Here is a 19,233-nt window from a genome sequence, read left to right as displayed (position 1 = left end):
ATTAAATACTCTATTCATGGCAAAGCACATTTCATTTATTACTTTTTGCTGTATGATTATTGATATGGGTTGTATATTAGTTATTTATAAACATTCAACTTTCCTGATTTCTATCTTAATAACAAGAATGACTACGCTAAATTTTGATCTTACTACCATATTATTCTTATTTAATAGATTAAAATGAATGCGTATAGTTACTTACATTAAAGTATGTCTGTATTACTTGAGCTCCTAATGTTACTCAATAAAATACTCTATTTATGATTTAAACAAATGAGATATCTCAATACAACTTTATCATCATTACTGTTTGTTGTATTGTTTTCGATATTGCTTGTATATTAGATATTTATAAACATTCAACTTTTCTGATTTCTATCTTAATAACAAGAATGACTACGCATATTTTTGATCTTACTACCTTATTATTCTTATTTAATAGATTATAATTAATGCGTACAGTTACTTATGTTAAAGTATGTCTGTTATGCTATAGTGCTAATGTTATTCAATATAATACTCTATTAATGACATAAACAATTATGATATCTCAATGCAGTTTCCTTATATATTAATATATAAGGAAAATTTATCCTTTCAGAATCATTGCAATATCTAAATATACAGTTCTAAGTAATAAACTAGTCTATTTATCCATAGTTATATTTAAAGATAACCGTGTATAGTTACTTAGATTTAGGTTAGTTTGTAATTTTAGTACTACTAATGTTGCTCAATAATATACTCTATTCTTGATTTGAATAATTAAGATATTTCAATACAACTGTCCCGTCACAACTGTTTCTAGTTGAATTCTCGATATTGCTTGTATATTAGATATTTATAAATATTAACCTTTCCTGAAATCTATCTTAAAAACAAGAAAGATTACATATATTTTGATTTTATTACCCTATTATTATTTATTTATCAGATACAAATTAATGTGTATAGTTACTTACATTAAAGCATGTCTGAAATGCTGGATCACCTAATGTTGCTCAACAAAATATTCTATTCATGGCAAAAACTATTACGACGTGGCAATACACATTTTCATTTATTATTTTTTGCTATATGATTAATGGTATTGGTAGATCTTGATTAGTGCAGGAAATAGTTAACATGTAAATGACTTTGAACAATATTTAAAGATTTTACTCAGGTTTAGTTTACCCTATTTTTAGAATATATACTTTTCATTGAGTAATACAAAGTTAATAGAGGGTGAACTTTTCTTCTTTTAACCTACTTGTAGATACTAATATGTCAATGTGTATAGATACTTACAATAATGTATAATTGCGGATTTATTCGTTAAATAATCAATAGTATGAACCAAAAATTGAATTAACATTTTGAGATATGTCATTATAATTATCATCATAGATAGAATTACTAAATATCTAAACATTAATTATTTACAAATGTCTGCTATTTTAATTAACAGATTTAATTAATCTATGATTAAGTTCATTATAGAATACCTTGTAAATAGTATCATTTCTATTTTATTTGAATATTACTGTGTATGGTTACTTATATTTAAGTGTGTTTTTGATTTAATTATTAGTACAATTATTTTAAATTCATTTAATTTCTTTGTTAAACTTAGATATATGATTGAGATTACAAAATCTGATGTTCAATCATTATAGTAAATGTTAATAATTTATTTTAATGTAATTAGTGTTATCTAATTCGATAATTATAACTTCTATATATTTGTTACTTTACAATTATTAGTATATACAATGGTTGTAAATAAAATGGAGATTAACTTTTTTATACAACTATATTAATATTAAAAAAAGCAAAACGGCAAATTTTGCCGTTTTGCTTTTTTTAAAGATAAAATTTCCACTAGGTGTAGTTACTTATCAATAATTTATATCTAAGTATCATGAACTAATACTTATTATAATTTGGTTTGAATATGATTATTTTAAAAGTTTATTTGGTAAGAAAAAGTATTTACTAAAATACTATTTTGTAATAAAGGAAAATAGATTAATATTTTTAATTCTTATTTCAGAGCTTAATGAATTCTATTCTAAATATTTAATTTGAATAAATAATTTTTTTTTTTGTGAAAAAAATATTATTTTTGATATACACACGTTTATACGAATCAAAATTCAATATGTTTCATCTTTAACTTGAATTGTACAAAATGAAGACCTAAACCAAAATCTGAAATTAGATCAAATTAACTAAACATCATGTAGACCCGAATTAATTAAACCTAAACCAAATTCATTCTACATCTCATTGCTTAATACTACATTATCAAAAATGTAATGTTCCTGCTTCCTTGACTAATATTTAATAATATTAGAATAGATTTCATTTTTATATAATATAAGCAACTAATGATATATTCATTAGTTATAGATAACCATTTAGTATACTATGAGAATTCTAACAGTAAAAAATATGTTAGTAGCATTTCTATTTATTATTTTAATAGCATGTGAAAACGAGATTGATAATGAAATATATAATAAAGATATAATTGAGAATGTATATTCCATTACCCTTTCTGGAGACCAAACAATTACATATAATACTATTCCTGAAAGAATAACATTATCAGTTAATACAAATTATCATTCAAGACCTCCCAAAGGTATTTATCAGAAATCAATAGATGGAAAAAATTGGACTAATGTTAAATATGAATATTGGAATAGGGGAGAGGATGTTATAGGTTACCAACCTGGAGCATTAACACAAACAACATACTATAGATTAATTGTTAATTCTATAATATCAAATATCATTACTATCACAATAATTGAAAATTAAAACCAAACTCATGCCTTATTCAAATAAACTAGTATTATTTATATTAGCTTCTTTGTTCAATTCTTTATCAGGAGCGTTTGCTGGTGATCTTATTTCATTGACTGCAATTGGAGATCAAGCTATTTGTAATAATAGTCAACCTGCAACAATAACATTTACATCCACAAAGGAATCAGATTTTTCAAGAAGTATTGGAGTTTATATATATACATCAACTGATCAAAGTAATTGGAGTATATTAAAAAGTATTTATTTTGATCGTTCTGGCCTAAGCTATACACCCTCAGAATTAAGCGAAACTACTTATTATAAATTTGTATCTGCGGGTAATGGTGTATCTTCTAACGTCATAACAATAACAGTTTATGATGAATTTAATGTAGGAACAGTAACAGGAACCCAAACAATTTGTTATAATACAACGCCTAATCAACTTTCAGGAGATTTTCCAACTGGAGGAAGTGATAATTACAATTTTCAATGGCAAAAATCAACTGATAATGTTTCGTGGTTTGACATTAGTGGAGCAACTTATCAATTTTATACACCCTCAGCTTTAACTCAAACAACATATTTCCGAAGAGTAGATATTGATGATTGTGGAATAGATTATAGTAATGTATTAACAGTAACTGTGAGAGACGAATTAAGTTCAGGAACAATATTTGGAACACAAACTATATGTTATAATAGTATACCTTCACAATTTTCTGGTACTTCGGCAAATGGAGGCTCAGAAAGCTATACTTATCAATGGCAAAAGTCAACAAATGGTAGTTCATGGTCTAATATATCAGGTGCCACACTACTAGACTATACACCATCTGCCTTAATTCAAACTACTTTTTTTCGTAGAAGAGATACTGATGATTGTGGAATGGTGTATAGCAATGTAATAACAGTAACTGTAAGAGACGAACTAAGTTCAGGAACATTATCTGGAATACAAACCATCTGTTATAATATAGCTCCGTTACAAATTACAGGAACATCAGCAAGCGGTGGTTCCGAAGATTACAAATATCAATGGCAAAGTTCAAACGATAATGCAACATGGTCAAATATATCAGGAGCAACATCTCAAAATTATGCTTCGTTACCATTAATTAAGACTACATATTTTCGTAGGAAGGTTATCGATGAATGTATAAGTGTTAATAGTGAGTCTATTAAAATTACAGTTAGAGATGCAATCGATGCTGGAACAATTAGTAATGATCAAATAGTTTGTTATAACACTGTCCCTTCTCAGATAACAGGGATACCTGCAAGTGGAGGTAATGGAAATTATATTTATCAATGGCAAAGTTCATTAAATGGCATTTCATGGTCTGATATAAGTGGAACAAACATCTCAAATTATACCCCTTCGACACTAAATTTAACAACATATTTTCGTAGAAAAGTCACAGATGATTGTGGGATAGGAAATAGTAATAGCGTTAAAATTACTATAAGAGAGGAATTAAGTTCAGGAACTATATCTGGAACACAATCAATTTGTTATCAAACAGCTCCTTCACAGATAACTGGAACATCAGCAAGCGGAGGATCTGGAAGTTACACGTATCAGTGGCAAAGTTCAACAAATAACTCAAGCTGGTCTTCTATAAATGGAGCAACATCACAAAATTATAAACCAACATCATTAAACCAAACAACCTACTTTCGCAGAATAGATTCGGATTTATGTTCTAGTCTTTATTCTAATAGTATTATTGTAACTGTCTTTGAGGAGTTAGAAGTTGGAAGCATATCTCGAGATCAAACTATATGTTATAATACAATACCAGAAATATTAACCAATACTGTGCTTCCAAGTGGAGGATCTGGAAGCTATTCATTCCAATGGCAAAAGTCTACGGATAATAATTTGTGGTTTGATATAAATGGAGCTACATCTCAAAATTACACACCATCTGCATTAACACAATCCACTTATTTTCGCAGAAAGGATACCGATGAATGTGCAACAGGATATACAAACTCTATTAAAATAAATGTAAATAGTGCATTATATACAGGGAATATTGAAGGTACGCAAACTATCTGTTATAATACTTTACCTAGTCAAATTAAAAGTGCTTCTGCAAGTGGTGGAACAGGAAGCTATACGTACCAATGGCAAAGGTCTACAGATAATGTAACTTGGTCGGACATTATTTCTGCCAATACGCAAAATTATACACCATCAGCATTAACACAGGCAACTTATTTCCGTAGGAAGGTGTCTGATAACTGCACCAGTGTATATTCAAATAGCGTATTAATTTCAGTTTATAATAATTTATCCGAAGGAACAATATCGGGAGATCAAACAATTTGCTTTAATAGTATTCCCTTTCAAATTGTTGGAACTTCTGCGAATGGCGGAACAGGAAATTATATTTATCAATGGCAAAGCTCATTAGATGGAAATTCATGGACAGATATAAATAATGCGAAATCCATTAGCTATACCCCAACAGCCTTAATTCAAACAACATTTCTCCGTAGAAAAGTTGTTGATGATTGTAATATTCTATATAGTAATACTGTTACAATAACAGTAAGAGAAGAATTTATTTCTGGCACCATTACAGGAGATCAAACTATTTGTTATAATACAGTTCCTGGGATATTAACAAATTCAGGTTTACCAACAGGAGGCTCAGGGGAGTATACCTATCAATGGCAAAGATCTACAGATAATGCTACCTGGTCAGATATAAGTGGTGCAACAGCACAGAATTATTCTCCCACAGCGCTGATAGAGACCACTTATTTTCGCCGGAAAGAAACAGATCCTTGTGGAACTGTATTTACAAACTCAATTCAAGTAACAGTCAATAGTGCTTTATATTCAGGAGAAATAGAAGGGACACAAACAATATGTTACAATACCGTTCCAGGTCAGATAATAGGAGAATCTGCAGAGGGTGGGAGTGGAGATATAGCTTACCAATGGCAAAAATCTACAGACAACACGCATTGGGTTGATATCATTTCTGTAAACTCGCAGAATTATACACCACCAGTACTTACACAAACCACTTATTTCCGACGAAAAGTTAGCGATGATTGTACTGATGAATATTCCAATAGCATACTTATTACTGTGTATAGTGAACTTGAGGAAGGAATTATCACAGGAGACCAATCCATATATTATGGTACTATACCAACTATGATTACAGGAAGCTCTGCCAGTGGCGGATCAGAAGATTACACCTATCAATGGCAAAGTTCAACAGATAATGCAACCTGGACGGATATTAATGGAGCAATATCGCTAAACTATTCACCATCTAATCTTACAACAAGTACTTTATACCGTAGGATAACTTCTGATGATTGTAATAGTATAGCAAGTAATAGTGTAACCATTTCCATTATTGGACAATTGCAGGTTGGAGAGATCACTGAATCACAAACGATTTGTTATAATACCTTTCCTGAGATTATAAGCGTGAAAAGTATTTCAGGAGGAAGTGGTGATTATGCCTATCAATGGCAACAGTCAGAGAACCGTACTACCTGGACAGATATTTATGGAGCCAATAACAGTTCATACCAACCGGGATCTTTACAAAGGTCTACTTATTATCGTCTTGTGGTTATTGATGAAAGCGGTACGATCTATTCAGATGTTACTTTAATCAATGTTTATGAAGAATTTACAGCAGGAACAATAAGTAATGATCAAACTATCATATACAATTCAACGCCTGAAATATTAAATTCCTCTACAGCAGCAACCGGTGGGAGTGGGGATATAACTTATCAATGGCAAAAATCTACGGATAAACTCACCTGGGTAAATATTGTTAGTGCTAACAATGAAAGTTATGCACCTGCTTCATTAACACAAACCACCTATTTCCGTAGATGTTCGGAATGTCAATGTGGAGCTTTATATTCTAATATGGTTGCTATTACGGTTACTACAGAAAATGAAATCATAGGAACCATTGGTAATAACCAAACCATCTGTTATAATACCGTACCTTCAGCCATAGAAGATATTACAACGGGGAGTGGAATTATTAGTGAGCAATGGCAGTATTCGTTAGATGGTACAGATTGGACAGATATAATTGGAGCAACAAGTAGTAGTTATCAGCCAGGAGCTTTAACCACATCTATTTATTATAGAAAGAAAGCATATACAGCCTCTAACGGAGAGTTATACACCAATATCGTTCGTATCACCGTTGATGGCATGTTGGATGCCGGTATCATTATCGGAGACCAGTCTACATGTAATAATGTTGTACCATCACCAATCACTGTTGATGCTTATCCTAATGCCTCAGAATATGAGATCATCTGGGAGCAATCCTTAAATGGTACGACATGGGAAGATATTCCAAGTATTCATACGGAATATTATGAGCCTTCCATATTAACAGAATCTACATTTTTTAGAAAGAAGATTGTATCCACATGTGGGACAGCTTATACAAATGAGATACTAATATCTATCAATGAGGCCATCGAACCTGGAACGATTGAAGAAGATCAGAATATAGGTTACAATGCTGTTCCTGATAAACTGCTAGGTACTTCAGCTAGTGGTGGGACAGGGGAATATACCTATCAATGGCAGAAATCCACTGATAATACAAACTGGGTGAATATAGCCAATGCTTATAACGAAGATTATCAACCTTCAGCATTGACAAAAACAACTTATTTCAAAAGAATGGTGACCAGTGGCAATTGTAGTGATGTAGAAAGTAATATAGTGACGGTGTATGTGGCCACGAGATTAATTGCAGGGACTATAGGTAATAATCAAACCATATGTTATAATTCTACTGCTTCAAAATTATCAGGCACTCTTGCTGAAGGAGGCATTGGCATATATTCCTATTATTGGGAGCGTTCAACAGATGGAGAGAACTGGACAGAGTTATTTGGACAAAACGACTATGAGATTTCACCGAGTGATCTGATTACTACCACCACCTACTATAGAAGAAAAGTAGTTAGCGGAACAGCTGTGGCTTATTCTAATATAGTAGGCATTGAACCATTAACAGAGGTGATTACACCAGAAATATCCTATGAGAATGAATATTGCCTTAATGAAGAGGTTACCATAAACTCTAATCTGGATAATATGTTGTGGTACGATCAATCTTTGAATTTGATCAGTAATGAAGGACAAATTCATTTCACTGCTACAGGAAGTACAAACTATTACTATCAAATAGAAGATGAGATTGGTTGTAAAGGAGATTTAAAAGAGATCAGTATTATTGTTGATTACGTCAATACCAATATTGAGACCAGTACTTTTAATAAAGAAAGTATTACCAACGGTAATAAGGTTGTTTTTTATCCAAATATAGAATCCAATCTGGATCCAGGTGAATTCAACTATGAATGGTTACTCAATCACAATGAAAAAGGATGGTATGAAACCATGTATGATACCAACCCTGAGCAGTATTTACATTGGGAAGGCTGGTATGATCTTTCATTGGAGGTGACAACACAAACAGGATGTGTTTTTAATTTTGAGAAAACTAACTTCCTTTATGTGAATGCAGAATCACCTTTGTATGGAGAGTCTAAATCCGGAGTAGGCAGGATTGAACTGAGTGAAGATTTTGGAAGCGAGTCTCCTTTTACAATAGAAGTTTATCCTATTCCTTTTGTTAATGATCTTACATTAGAAGTAAGCCATGCAAAAGAAGAGGAATTAGTAGTGAGTATTATAAATATTGTAGGGCAGACTGTATATAACACCTTTATTAAGGGGGGAGAAGACACTAAAGAACTCACGTTAAATCTATCCACACTTCAAAAAGGAATGTATATTCTATTGATTCAAGATGGTAAACAAACTTATAAAAAACGAATTATAAAAAAATAACCAGATGCCCTCGAAAGAGGGCTTAAATTCTAAACCATGAAAAATTCTATTTTGCAACTGGCCATGCTGCTTGTTGTTCTCTGCTCCTGTACCCGTACAGAGGATTATTTTAGTGATTATAATCAAGATCCGGTACTAACCATAAACAATGATATTGACTTTGTTAATGACTCGGTTAAGATCAATCAAAACTATTATGATGCTGCCTATTTGATAGAAGATGAAGAAGTGAATGGTATTCTGCCAACTGTTTTAACAGATCTCAGATATGAGATACAGGATGAAAACAATATAAGATTTGCTTTAGATCAGACCGGTAGTTTTCCTGTAACAATATCTTATAAGGACTCCTGGGGCAAGATATCCAAAGCCACTTTCACACTAGTGGTCTTTGAAAATCTGGGACCCATTGCAAAGCTGAACGTATCAGCATCTGATTTGAATGTGACTATAGATGCCAGCGATAGTTATGATCAAGATGAGAAGTATCAAGGGGGGATTGAATTGTATCGTTTTTATGTCAATAGAAAAGAGATTGATAAAACTTATCATAGTTCCATCAACTACATATTTCAAGAAGAAGGCACCTATGAAATAGGTGTACAAGTTAAAGATAACGATCAAGAGTGGTCAGAAATCATCTATAAAACGATTGAACTATGAAAAAATACATCCTGCTAATACTATTATTGTCCCCCCTTTATATTCAGGCGCAAAGTGAACAAGAAATCGGATCCATTACGCCCCATTGTTATGATTCACGGATGATAAATCTATCCTCACATTATACGGCTGATGGCGTAGGATTTGATCTGGGATATTCACGCATTAATAAGAATGCCAGTATTACCAATTTAAATTTAGAATACGATAAAGGTAATTATGCAACCAAGAACCAATACAATATTGTTTCAGCAAATCTTTGTTTAAGTAAACCCATTATTAAGAGGCAGAGATTTTATGCATCCATAGGAGGAGGAACCTTTGTGTCCTATGAAAAAATCGAGAATAGCATTCTTCATTTAAGTAAAAATAAATTTACACCCGGAGCACTGGCTAAAATGGAAGCCGAACTTTTTTTAAGTCGTTATGCGCTGTATAGCTCATTTGAACAACTATACAGGACCAATTCCATCATAGGCAATTGGCAATATCAGGTCAGTGTTGGTATTAAATATATTCTTAAATAAGCATGCAGTATACTTGGATACTCGTAGCCTGTTTTGTCATAGCGCTACTTCTTATGCTTACCATTTTGGTTAAAACACTTTTAAGGAAAGAAAATATGAATGAAGATCAAACTGATCCGCTCATTTGGATGCCAGGTTCACCAGACAATCCCATGACCCAAACAGCAGCAGAAAAGGATCTAACGCAAGGCGTAGAGGTGAGCTATGAGGAAGCTCTCAAGGAGACTATTGAAGTTAAGGCTATGCTGGAGATAAATAAATATAATTCACTAGAAATAAATCGTTTAATCTAAATTTTAAATCATGAACACATTAAAAAAATCCTTCTTTACTTTAAGTGCTTGCTTTTCATTAGCTTCTTATGTGGCCGCTCAATCCATTAGTGAAGTGGATAGTGCGCTGCAAACACAAACCACCAGTTTATTAAGTCTCATTAGTACCATATTAACCATACTATTAATCGCAGCATTTGTATTTATGGTAGCCAATATCATTTTTAATATGACCAATCAGAAAATGTCTTACACCATATTTCTTGTGGTGCTAGTATTAAAAGGTGCCTTTTTAGTCATATTTAAATAATGGAGTCAAGAGAAAGAACCTTATGTAGAATAAACAAAGAAACCAGGATAATGGGAGTCTCAGTAATGAATCTGGTTGTATTGGTAGGTTGTGCCTTGATGCCAGGGATTGCCAGTGTATATAGTCTGTTTATTACCTTTCCCATTATCATATGGATCATCCGAAAAATGAAAAGTGCCGAGAACCAGGGGTGTCCGGATTATATCTCAGAGCAGCTTAAGAAAATTCATGTCAAAGACCATTATTCAGATACGGATAATCTCATAGAAAAAATCATAGATAATGAATAATATCGACGTTCAACATATATTTCCAATTACACGCATTTCGGCCTCTAAAATTCTATCAGGTATAGGAGACATAACCTGGGGTTATAAAATTCATTTTCCGGATGTTTTTACGCTTTCTGAAACCGATTATCAATCCCTATACAATCAGTTTTTATCTGCTTTCTCTATTTTACCTGAAGGAACTGTCGTTTCGCAACAGGATTGTTACTATGTAGATGAATATAAGGACCCAAAGGCGCTTCAAAGTTTTACTTTAAAAGAGAATCATAAAAACCTGTTAGGTCGATCCTTATTAAGACATACCAGTTATTTATACATATCCTATCCGGATAAAAAGATTCATGCTTTAACCGAAAATGCCAATTCCGCAGTCAAGCTTTCGAATTATTTAAGAAATCCATTTAAAGGATTTCCTAAAACCTATGAGAAAGCCGAACGATTAAGAAAAGAATTAGGCTCTGTTTTATCTTCTATTGATGGCATTGAAATACACCATTTATCCACAGAGGATTTGGTAAATAACATCTATAGGCATTGGACTTTTGAGAATGACTATACGAAGGGTAAAAGATTAGCCCCCATATTAAAAGACGATGGAAAATTAAAAGTAGGAGATCAGTATGTAGGTGTGATTTCTATGATAAACCATGGAGAGGTCGTTCAACATTGTAAATCACATAAGGGCAGCACTGAGACCGAGGATTCGGATCTTAAGGTTGAAAAAGGCATCTCTTTAAAATTAGGCAATACCTATCAGGCAGGATTTGGTCTTCCGTTTAATCATACACTGACCAGAACTTTTATTATCCGCAATAAGGAAAGAACCAATTTGAAATTGTTTTTCGCCAGTTCAAAAGAAAGCTTTATGTCTGTGGTGGGCATGACTGATGCTACCAAGCGTATTCAGGATATCAGTGGCTTTAAGGATGCCATATCCAACCGGGGGTATACGGTTGTGGATATGTCTTTAAATGTGATTATACCCTGTCATACATTAAGTGAGCTGGAAGAAAAGACCACTATTGCCAATACAACCTTAAGAAATATCAACGATTGTCAATCCTATGTAGAACCTTTTCAAGAAGCGCTGCCCATTTGGGTCGGAACAACGCCTGGCTATACCAGGGGCAATTACCGCTCTTTTATTACAGCGATGGAACATGCCCTGACCTATTTTACCTATGAAAGCACTACAAGGGGAAGTTATGAAGGACATCTGTTTACAGATCGCTTTGGCAATCCGATCGTGATAGATTTATGGAACTCTCCACATATTGCCAATAGAAATGCGATTATTGAAGGCGGATCCGGAACAGGAAAATCCTTTACGGTCAATAATATCATTGATCAGGATCTGGAACAAGGATACCATGTGATCATATTAGATGTGGGGCATTCCTATAAGGACCAATGTATCTTTCATAATGGGAGGTATTTTAATTCCTCAGATCTAAGCTCTTTATCCTTTGCGATTTTTATTTGTTCAAAAGATAGCGAGGGCATGTATTGTCCTGATCCGGATAAATTACTTTTCATCCAATCCATACTGCTGTCGGTATGGAAAGGCGGAAATAGTGCCAATAATGAGGAATATGCCATTATCATGGACATTATTGACTCCTTTTACAAATACATAAATCAAAGCTCTAAATTTCCGGATTTAACTGAATTTTACGCCTTTGTCAAAGAGGAGTATGAAATCCAGGAGCAAAGAAAATCCATATTTAATAAAGAAGCCTTCATTATTACCTTAGAACCTTTTGTCTTTGGTAAATACAAGACCTTGTTAAACTCCAGAGAAACCATCGAACTAACCACAGAGCGGTTTATTGTCTTTGATATCGAAGCAGTAGCAGAGGATATTTATGCTTTTCCAGTGGTGGGATTGATCATCATGGAGATGGTGATGGAAAAAGTGAGAAAATTACGAGGACAGAAGAAGCGATTTATCATTGATGAAGGATGGAAGGTTTTAAAAGGTCAGTTAAGTGGCTTTGTAGAATATTTATATCGGACTTTTAGAAAAAATGAAGGATCCGTGTGTTTGGCCACTCAGGCGATCACAGATCTATATCAAAATGTAGGAAAAGAGATGGCGCGATCACTGATTGCCAATGCCGATACGATGATCCTGATGCGAAGGGGAACCGTGAAGAACTATGATGATTTAAAAGCCTGGTTGAGTCTTACGGACTTTGAAATAACCATGATGAAAGATGCCAAACGAAGGGATGAACAGGGGTATCGAGAGTTTTTTCTCAAACAAGGGGATAAATCCATGTTAGTTCGATTGGAATCGGCCAAGAAAACCATCGCTACTTATTCATCCAAAGGAGAGGAGAAGGCTCGCATTAGTAAACATTTCCAGGATACAGGCAATTTGGAATATGCCATTAATCAATATACAGAAGAAAACATCAAGCTGCATTTTTTGCAACAGCTACATGAAGAAGGTCTTATTTCCATGGACCAGTTAAAAAACCAACAGACCAAAATCACTCAGTTATGAACCTACTAAAAACCCTTATTATCAGTTTGCTTTTGCTTTTTATGACCCATCAGATCCAAGGACAGGCCATTGTTCATGATCCGGTAAATTTAGTACAAGCCGCTAAAACTACCGGTGAACTGCTCAACCTGGGAACCACCTTAGCTAAGTTAAAGAAAATAGCCAGTACCGTTGAAGAAGTCAAGGAGAATGTATCCTGGATAAAAAAGACGGCCTCGGTTATTGAGTTAATTAAAATCATTGAATCCACGACTTGTATGATCCAAAACCTCCAGATGAATCTGGAGGTCGCTGTCGACTTAGGGATAACGAACTCGTGCCTGGGGAACTTCCAATACCAGATCAATATTCGAAAATTGCAGCTGGCCGTCGATCAACTCAATTCAGTTTTAACCAAAGGTACCAAGATGACCCAGGCCGAAAGGTGGAGTATTGTATCTGTGGCATTGGATAATTTTACAGAAAGCCAGCTTAATTTTAAGGCCCTAAACATGTCCTTGGAAAGAGAAATCTATGTGCATAATTATATCAATGCCAAAGAGAATCTGGAATCAGAGTCCAAACAGGAGTATGTAAAATCTATAATCGACCTATATAACTAAAACTATGGAACTATTTGATTTTCCACGAATAACAGGATGGCTCACTAAATATACCGCAGAGATCATTCTGGTCTGTTTAAGCTTTAAAGCATTGTTTATTGCCATTGCCTTTGTCTATAATATGGCGGTTACCTTATTTAAAAGTAAAGGAATGAAACCCATTGATGTCTCCAAGATATCAAGAGTTGTGGTTCTTGCTTTTTGTTTGGTATGGTATATCCCGCTGGCTGTGACTACCAGCTCATTAATGGGGATTATGTATGAGTATTCCAAGCCTAAACTAAGTAAGACTCAAATAATGACTGCATATATCAAAGAACAAGGGGACCAGGCCAAGCAGAAGGTTATTGAAGAAAATGGTGAACCGGATTTATCCACCATGGAATGGATTCAGGCTGAATGGGCTACCTTAAAAGCCACCATAAAAACCTTCCTATTAACACAGGTGACTGGAGTTATGGGCTCCGATCTATTACTATTAACCATAAGAGGTATCGTGGCCGCATTGACCAATGTGTTGATTAAGGTCTTTTATGTCCTGGGGCCCTTTGCCATCCTGTTTTCCATTCTTCCTGGATTTGAAAGTAAGTTTTATTCCTGGCTTTCCACATGGATTACCATGCTTTTTATTCCCACAGTGTATAATATTTTGGAAGGAATCAACATCGCACACTTTGCTGAAGTGATAGAGAAAACCGGTCTTGAAAATATCATGACACATAACATCATTAACACCACGATGATTATCCTGTACCTCCTTCCATTTTGGATTGCAGGTAAAGTAGTTGGAAATGCAGATGCTGGAAGGTTCTTAAGCCAAACGGGACAATTGGCAACTATGGCCATGGGGAAAGGAGTGACCTCAGTACTCAGTAAGATGGGAAGTGTGGCAGGAGCAAATGCGGGATCCAATAATGTAGATAATATAAGTGATGCATCCAGAGATGCGATGAGTGTAAAATAAAAGATATTATGCTGAACGAAATCAATAGTTATAGAAAAGAACATAAGACCTTTAAAATACTATTTTTAATAGGAATTATGGGTATGTCTGCAGTAGTAGGTATCTCTGTGTATTACAATTATCGACTGATTCAAAAATTTACCAATACCACATGGATTGCTGTCGATGGAAAAGCCTATAAGGCGGAGCTCAAACAAGGATTCCAATATAAAGATCGGATCTATGAAAGAATCCTTGCGGCCAAGATGTTTTATAAATCCAGGTATGCTGCAGACCGGTATAATCAGGAGTCAAATATTCGTGAAGCCCTGGAGTTATGTGGAAACTGTTCTGAAAATGTACTAATAGGCTATGATGATGAAGGGATGCAACAAAATATCAAAGAGAAAGGATGGGTCTATCAGTGTCAGATTGATTCGGTTTTGATGGAGGATGACTACACGGGCTATGTCTTTGGCAAACAAATTATCATCACCAAGACCAAAGATCTTAAACGCAATATGTATATCCGTTTTAAGAGTAAAGATTTGAACTCGCGTGCAGACAAGAATCCACTGGCTATTGTTTTGGATGAAGTGGATTGTTTTAATAATAAAGTTTTAGACTATTAATATGGATTTTCAGGATAAAAAAGTAAAGGTAGGTATTGCCCTTATTGGAGGCGTATTAGTGGCCTTATTTGCTTATTTAGAGTATAAACCCGAACCATCCTTGACAAAGGTATCTCCTTCGGGAAAGATAAAGCATATTGAGAGCAATGAAGATTCTCAATTGGAGCAACTTCGAAAAAAACAAAGAAACTATAAAAGAGAAGTATCCGATTATTCCTTCAGTGATTATTTGAACAATCAGATAGATCAGGATACCTATCATCCTGAGCAAGATACCATTCTTCTTAAGGGGGAGAAGGAGATTCATAAAGATGGAACATCTAAAGCCATCGTTTATAAAGATGATCCTCAGCCTGTTAAAACGTCTTATTTTAAACAATCCACCTTATCCAACAGTAGTGATCAAAAGGAGTTGGAGAATACAGAGTCTGCAATTAGTTCAAAGAAAACGATTGTAACTCATTCTAAATACACTACAACTAACAATCTTCAATCCCCCTCAATAAAGGGAGTATCATCTGAGGAGGTAGAAGCAAAAACAGTTCGTAGGGTAGGGTTTGCCAGTAATTTTAAAGAGGAGGGGAGAAGTGTGAGTGCTCACAACGATCAGGTTAGCGATGATGCCGGGATGAAGCCAGGATTAAAAGTGGCCATATTGCAAACCCAGAAAGTAAAAACGGGGGATATCATTTTATTACGGACTATTGAATCCGGCAGTTTAAATGGAAAAACAATTCCATCCAATACCATTGTAGAGGGAAATGTAAGACTATCCAAAAATAGAATGGATATCATCGTTGAAGCGCTTCAGGTGGGAGAGAGTACCACCTACTGCGATTTATACGCTTATACCCTAACTGGTAACCAGGGCTTATCCTTGAATAACGAGATCAACTACGAGATTAAAAATGATGCCACAGCTACTATTGTGGATGAAGTGGCCCAAACTGTTAATGTTCCCTATTTAGGAGCCCTGACACAAGCCGCCACGCGAAAAAAGATTTCCGATCCTGTGGTTGAGCTAAGAAAAGGCACTAAAATGGTATTAAAGCAAAAATCCTAACAATATGAGACAAAGCTATTTTATCCTCATGCTTGTTTTTATTCAGACCTTATGCTTTGCTGAAAACAAGAAATATAAAACTATAGAAGTCGGGTTGACTACTACAATCCATGTGATTTTCCCTTCGAATATCATTAGCTATGATATTGGACTGGGTAAGACGGGAGAATATGAAGATATCTTGTCTGAGCAACCCAGTAAAAACAGGTTGAAATTGGCGGCAGGAATCGCCCATTTTCAAAATACCAATCTTTTTGTTGAGACCGAGAAAGCTTATTATAATTTTATATTAACCTATAATGCTTTTCCGGAAAATCAATTGATTACCATAGAAAAACAGGATGCTGTTCAGTTTAAAAAGATCGCGACCACTCCGGCTAATACTTCAGAAAAAAACGAAGAAAAGGATATGATTGAATTATCCGAGGATAAGTATGTTGCATACGTGTGTAAAGATTTATATGAAAAAACAGAACATTCCTTTTTATCGGCAAATGCTGCCTTAGGTATCATCTTTCAACTGGATAATATCTACGTCAAACAGGACAAGCTCTACCTTAAATTCAGCATTAAAAACCAATCTAATGTAAAATATGAAATCGGTTATTTGGGTTATCTAATCAAACTAAAAGGAAAAGGGAAAAAGCAAGGTGTGGTGGTAGATGAGACGGTTAAGCCTTATTATACTTATCAAGCCTTCAATGAAATACAATCCTCAAAGGAAGATAAGGTGATTGCGGTATTTGACAAATTTACCCTGGATAAAAAGAAGAACCTGATCGTCAACCTATGGGAAAAGGAAGGGGAGCGGATGATTGAACTTAAAATCAATCCCCAGCAAATTGTAAAAGCGCAGATCATTAAAAACTAAAGATATGGATCAGGAAAAGAAAAATATCATATGGATCTGTATCAGTGGGATTATCATTAGCGTTTTCTTATTGGTTTTTCATTGGATTGCGGTATATGAACTTATCCACTTTCATCAAAGTGCAGGAGTGGACTTATTGTTTAAAGTACTCTCCAAAATCAATACTTCGCAGCATTTAACCCTACTTAGACTTATGGTTGTTGCCTTAATTATAGCCACTACTTTTTTTCAAAAGTTCAAGGAAAAAAGTAAAACCACACAGGTGGCCCTTATTGCAGTACCTATTTTGATGATCGCGTTTTTTAAAGGATATACAGCATCCGACTTCTATGCCATATATCTCTATCCTATGGTGTTTGTTTTCACCATAGTTCTATTACCCCTTGCAGCATCACATCTGTCAAGCATTGCCTTATCGGATCAGAAACCATTAGGCATAAATCGTGAGAAAGGAGAAAATCCATTACCTGTGCAGACCAAGGACAAGGGTACTTTATGGATTCCCAATGCCGCTGCCGGTATTTGGGTAGAAGGGGCAGCAGGATCCGGTAAATCTTTTAGTATGGTGATTCCCCATATATTTGAGTTTGCAAAAAGAGGCTATGCCGGATTGGTATATGATTATGAAGGTAACCTAAATGAAAAAGGAGGTCTATTAACCAAAGTAGTGTATACGGCATTATTAAATAGCCACTCTAAAGTCAAGTTTGCATTTATCAATCTGACGAATCTTCCCAGAACAGTCAAGGTAAATCCCATCTCCCCTAAATATATCAAATCCTTTGATGATGCGTTGGAGATAAGTATTGCCATCATGGTGAATCTGAATAAAGAATGGGCTACTAAAAGAGATTTCTGGGCAGACAATGCCATCTATGCCTTTGCAGGTACAGTGTGGCATTTTGTACATTCCAGACCCCAATTGGCTACCATACCTCATGTCACAGAATTTCTTTTAAATGACTTTGAGACTGCTATGCGAATCTTACTTCAGGATAAAGAGGTAGCGCCTTACATTCGGCCTGTGATATCTCCTTTTACCAAACAAGGCGCAGGAGGACAAGCTGCAGGGGCAGAAGGATCCACACAATTTAGTGTGGCTAAGCTTAGGACCAAGGAAAGTTATTATGTGCTAGCCCCTAAACATGGAGAAGAGATGGGCTTGGATATCACCCATAAGGATCATCCAATTATGCTATGCCTGGGAAATTCTCCAGGTCAAAGAGGTGTGCATACCCCTATAATTGGAAGTATTATACAGGTGTGTAGAATGCAAATGAATCAGCTTGGCAAAAACAAATCCATCTTTATGGCCGACGAGCTTCCAACTATTTATATTGATAAGCTGGAAACCCTTCCTGCTGAAGCTCGAAAAAAGGGAGTGGTAACCTATCTGGCCCTACAAACATTTGCCCAATTGGAAGAAGCCTATGGAAAAGATCGGGCGCGTATCATTCAGGATAACTGTAGTAATATCTTTTGTGGTAAAACATCCGTGGATTCTGCAGAAAAAGTAGTTCGGATGATGGGGGAATATAAAAAGGATGATCTGTCTCATTCTTATAATGAATCCTCCACCTCGAAAAGTGTGAGAAAACAATATGATAAAGTCATCAGGGTAAATGATATTACAGGACAAAAGCCAGGGCATTTTACAGGTATGGTCACAGGAGGAGAACCACCATTTTTCTCTGTGCAGACTAAAGAGCAGCATTTTGAGCTAAAAGAGATACCGGCATTTAATAGAGAATTACTAAAAAAGGATGGCCTTGAGTTTTCCAAAGAAGAAGTAGAAGCCATTGTAAATAAGAATTACAAACGCATCATTGAGGAAGTTGATTCCTATATATCAGAATATTGTACCACAGCCTAATACC

15 protein-coding genes are annotated in these 19,233 nt (G+C 34.7%); all 15 read left to right on the top strand.

The window, feature by feature from the left end; translation table 11 throughout:
- The coding region (locus tag OM075_RS18045; RefSeq protein ID WP_301191937.1) for a hypothetical protein at positions 1-187 on the top strand (187 nt) is incomplete at its 5' end.
- 2,252 nt (positions 188-2,439) lie between these two features.
- A complete protein-coding gene (locus tag OM075_RS18040) occupies positions 2,440-2,811 on the top strand; it encodes a DUF8696 domain-containing protein (RefSeq protein WP_301191936.1) in 372 nt (123 codons plus the stop codon).
- A gap of 10 nt (positions 2,812-2,821) precedes the next feature.
- On the top strand, positions 2,822-8,674 hold the full coding sequence (locus tag OM075_RS18035) for a T9SS type A sorting domain-containing protein (RefSeq protein WP_301191935.1): 5,853 nt from the start codon (positions 2,822-2,824) through the stop codon (positions 8,672-8,674).
- A gap of 36 nt (positions 8,675-8,710) precedes the next feature.
- Positions 8,711-9,337 (top strand): hypothetical protein, encoded by a 627-nt coding sequence (locus tag OM075_RS18030; protein ID WP_301191934.1) that lies wholly within the window; start codon positions 8,711-8,713, stop codon positions 9,335-9,337.
- Entirely contained in the window at positions 9,334-9,864 is a 531-nt protein-coding gene (locus tag OM075_RS18025) for a hypothetical protein (protein ID WP_301191933.1), read from the top strand. The genes OM075_RS18030 and OM075_RS18025 overlap by 4 nt, the downstream gene beginning before the upstream one ends.
- A gap of 95 nt (positions 9,865-9,959) precedes the next feature.
- A complete protein-coding gene (locus OM075_RS18020; RefSeq protein WP_301191932.1) occupies positions 9,960-10,157 on the top strand; it encodes a hypothetical protein in 198 nt (65 codons plus the stop codon).
- Between the two features lie 10 nt (positions 10,158-10,167).
- Positions 10,168-10,446, top strand: coding sequence for a hypothetical protein (locus tag OM075_RS18015; RefSeq protein WP_301191931.1), 279 nt, complete (start codon positions 10,168-10,170; stop codon positions 10,444-10,446).
- Positions 10,446-10,736, top strand: coding sequence for a hypothetical protein (locus tag OM075_RS18010; RefSeq protein ID WP_301191930.1), 291 nt, complete (start codon positions 10,446-10,448; stop codon positions 10,734-10,736). The genes OM075_RS18015 and OM075_RS18010 overlap by 1 nt, the downstream gene beginning before the upstream one ends.
- Positions 10,729-13,245: a TraG family conjugative transposon ATPase gene (locus OM075_RS18005; protein ID WP_301191929.1), complete on the top strand. Its 2,517-nt coding sequence runs from the start codon at positions 10,729-10,731 to the stop codon at positions 13,243-13,245. Before OM075_RS18010 ends, OM075_RS18005 begins: the two co-directional genes overlap by 8 nt.
- Entirely contained in the window at positions 13,242-13,847 is a 606-nt protein-coding gene (locus tag OM075_RS18000; RefSeq protein ID WP_301191928.1) for a hypothetical protein, read from the top strand. The genes OM075_RS18005 and OM075_RS18000 overlap by 4 nt, the downstream gene beginning before the upstream one ends.
- Positions 13,848-13,851: 4 nt before the next feature.
- On the top strand, positions 13,852-14,811 hold the full coding sequence (locus OM075_RS17995) for a hypothetical protein (RefSeq protein ID WP_301191927.1): 960 nt from the start codon (positions 13,852-13,854) through the stop codon (positions 14,809-14,811).
- Positions 14,812-14,819: 8 nt separating this feature from the next.
- Entirely contained in the window at positions 14,820-15,422 is a 603-nt protein-coding gene (locus tag OM075_RS17990; protein ID WP_301191926.1) for a hypothetical protein, read from the top strand.
- Between the two features lies 1 nt (position 15,423).
- A complete protein-coding gene (traM, locus tag OM075_RS17985; protein WP_301191925.1) occupies positions 15,424-16,485 on the top strand; it encodes a conjugative transposon protein TraM in 1,062 nt (353 codons plus the stop codon).
- 4 nt (positions 16,486-16,489) lie between these two features.
- Positions 16,490-17,356 carry a DUF4138 domain-containing protein gene (locus tag OM075_RS17980; RefSeq protein ID WP_301191924.1) on the top strand — a complete coding sequence of 289 codons (867 nt, stop codon included), beginning with the start codon at positions 16,490-16,492 and terminating at the stop codon, positions 17,354-17,356.
- A gap of 4 nt (positions 17,357-17,360) precedes the next feature.
- Positions 17,361-19,229 (top strand): type IV secretory system conjugative DNA transfer family protein, encoded by a 1,869-nt coding sequence (locus OM075_RS17975; protein WP_301191923.1) that lies wholly within the window; start codon positions 17,361-17,363, stop codon positions 19,227-19,229.
- Positions 19,230-19,233: the final 4 nt, after the last annotated feature.

This window comes from Plebeiibacterium sediminum (assembly GCF_026013605.1).
Taxonomy (GTDB): Bacteria; Bacteroidota; Bacteroidia; order Bacteroidales; family Marinilabiliaceae; genus Saccharicrinis; species Saccharicrinis sediminus.
This window is presented reverse-complemented; position numbering and strand designations above follow the sequence as displayed.

Coding starts and splice junctions, on each gene's coding strand:
- OM075_RS17990 (WP_301191926.1), top strand. CDS start 14,820: ATGCTGAACGAAATCAATAGTTATAGAAAAGAACATAAGACCTTTAAA.
- OM075_RS17980 (WP_301191924.1), top strand. CDS start 16,490: ATGAGACAAAGCTATTTTATCCTCATGCTTGTTTTTATTCAGACCTTA.
- OM075_RS18005 (WP_301191929.1), top strand. CDS start 10,729: ATGAATAATATCGACGTTCAACATATATTTCCAATTACACGCATTTCG.
- OM075_RS18025 (WP_301191933.1), top strand. CDS start 9,334: ATGAAAAAATACATCCTGCTAATACTATTATTGTCCCCCCTTTATATT.
- OM075_RS18020 (WP_301191932.1), top strand. CDS start 9,960: ATGAATGAAGATCAAACTGATCCGCTCATTTGGATGCCAGGTTCACCA.
- OM075_RS18035 (WP_301191935.1), top strand. CDS start 2,822: ATGCCTTATTCAAATAAACTAGTATTATTTATATTAGCTTCTTTGTTC.
- OM075_RS18000 (WP_301191928.1), top strand. CDS start 13,242: ATGAACCTACTAAAAACCCTTATTATCAGTTTGCTTTTGCTTTTTATG.
- OM075_RS18015 (WP_301191931.1), top strand. CDS start 10,168: ATGAACACATTAAAAAAATCCTTCTTTACTTTAAGTGCTTGCTTTTCA.
- OM075_RS17975 (WP_301191923.1), top strand. CDS start 17,361: ATGGATCAGGAAAAGAAAAATATCATATGGATCTGTATCAGTGGGATT.
- traM (WP_301191925.1), top strand. CDS start 15,424: ATGGATTTTCAGGATAAAAAAGTAAAGGTAGGTATTGCCCTTATTGGA.
- OM075_RS17995 (WP_301191927.1), top strand. CDS start 13,852: ATGGAACTATTTGATTTTCCACGAATAACAGGATGGCTCACTAAATAT.
- OM075_RS18030 (WP_301191934.1), top strand. CDS start 8,711: ATGAAAAATTCTATTTTGCAACTGGCCATGCTGCTTGTTGTTCTCTGC.
- OM075_RS18040 (WP_301191936.1), top strand. CDS start 2,440: ATGTTAGTAGCATTTCTATTTATTATTTTAATAGCATGTGAAAACGAG.
- OM075_RS18010 (WP_301191930.1), top strand. CDS start 10,446: ATGGAGTCAAGAGAAAGAACCTTATGTAGAATAAACAAAGAAACCAGG.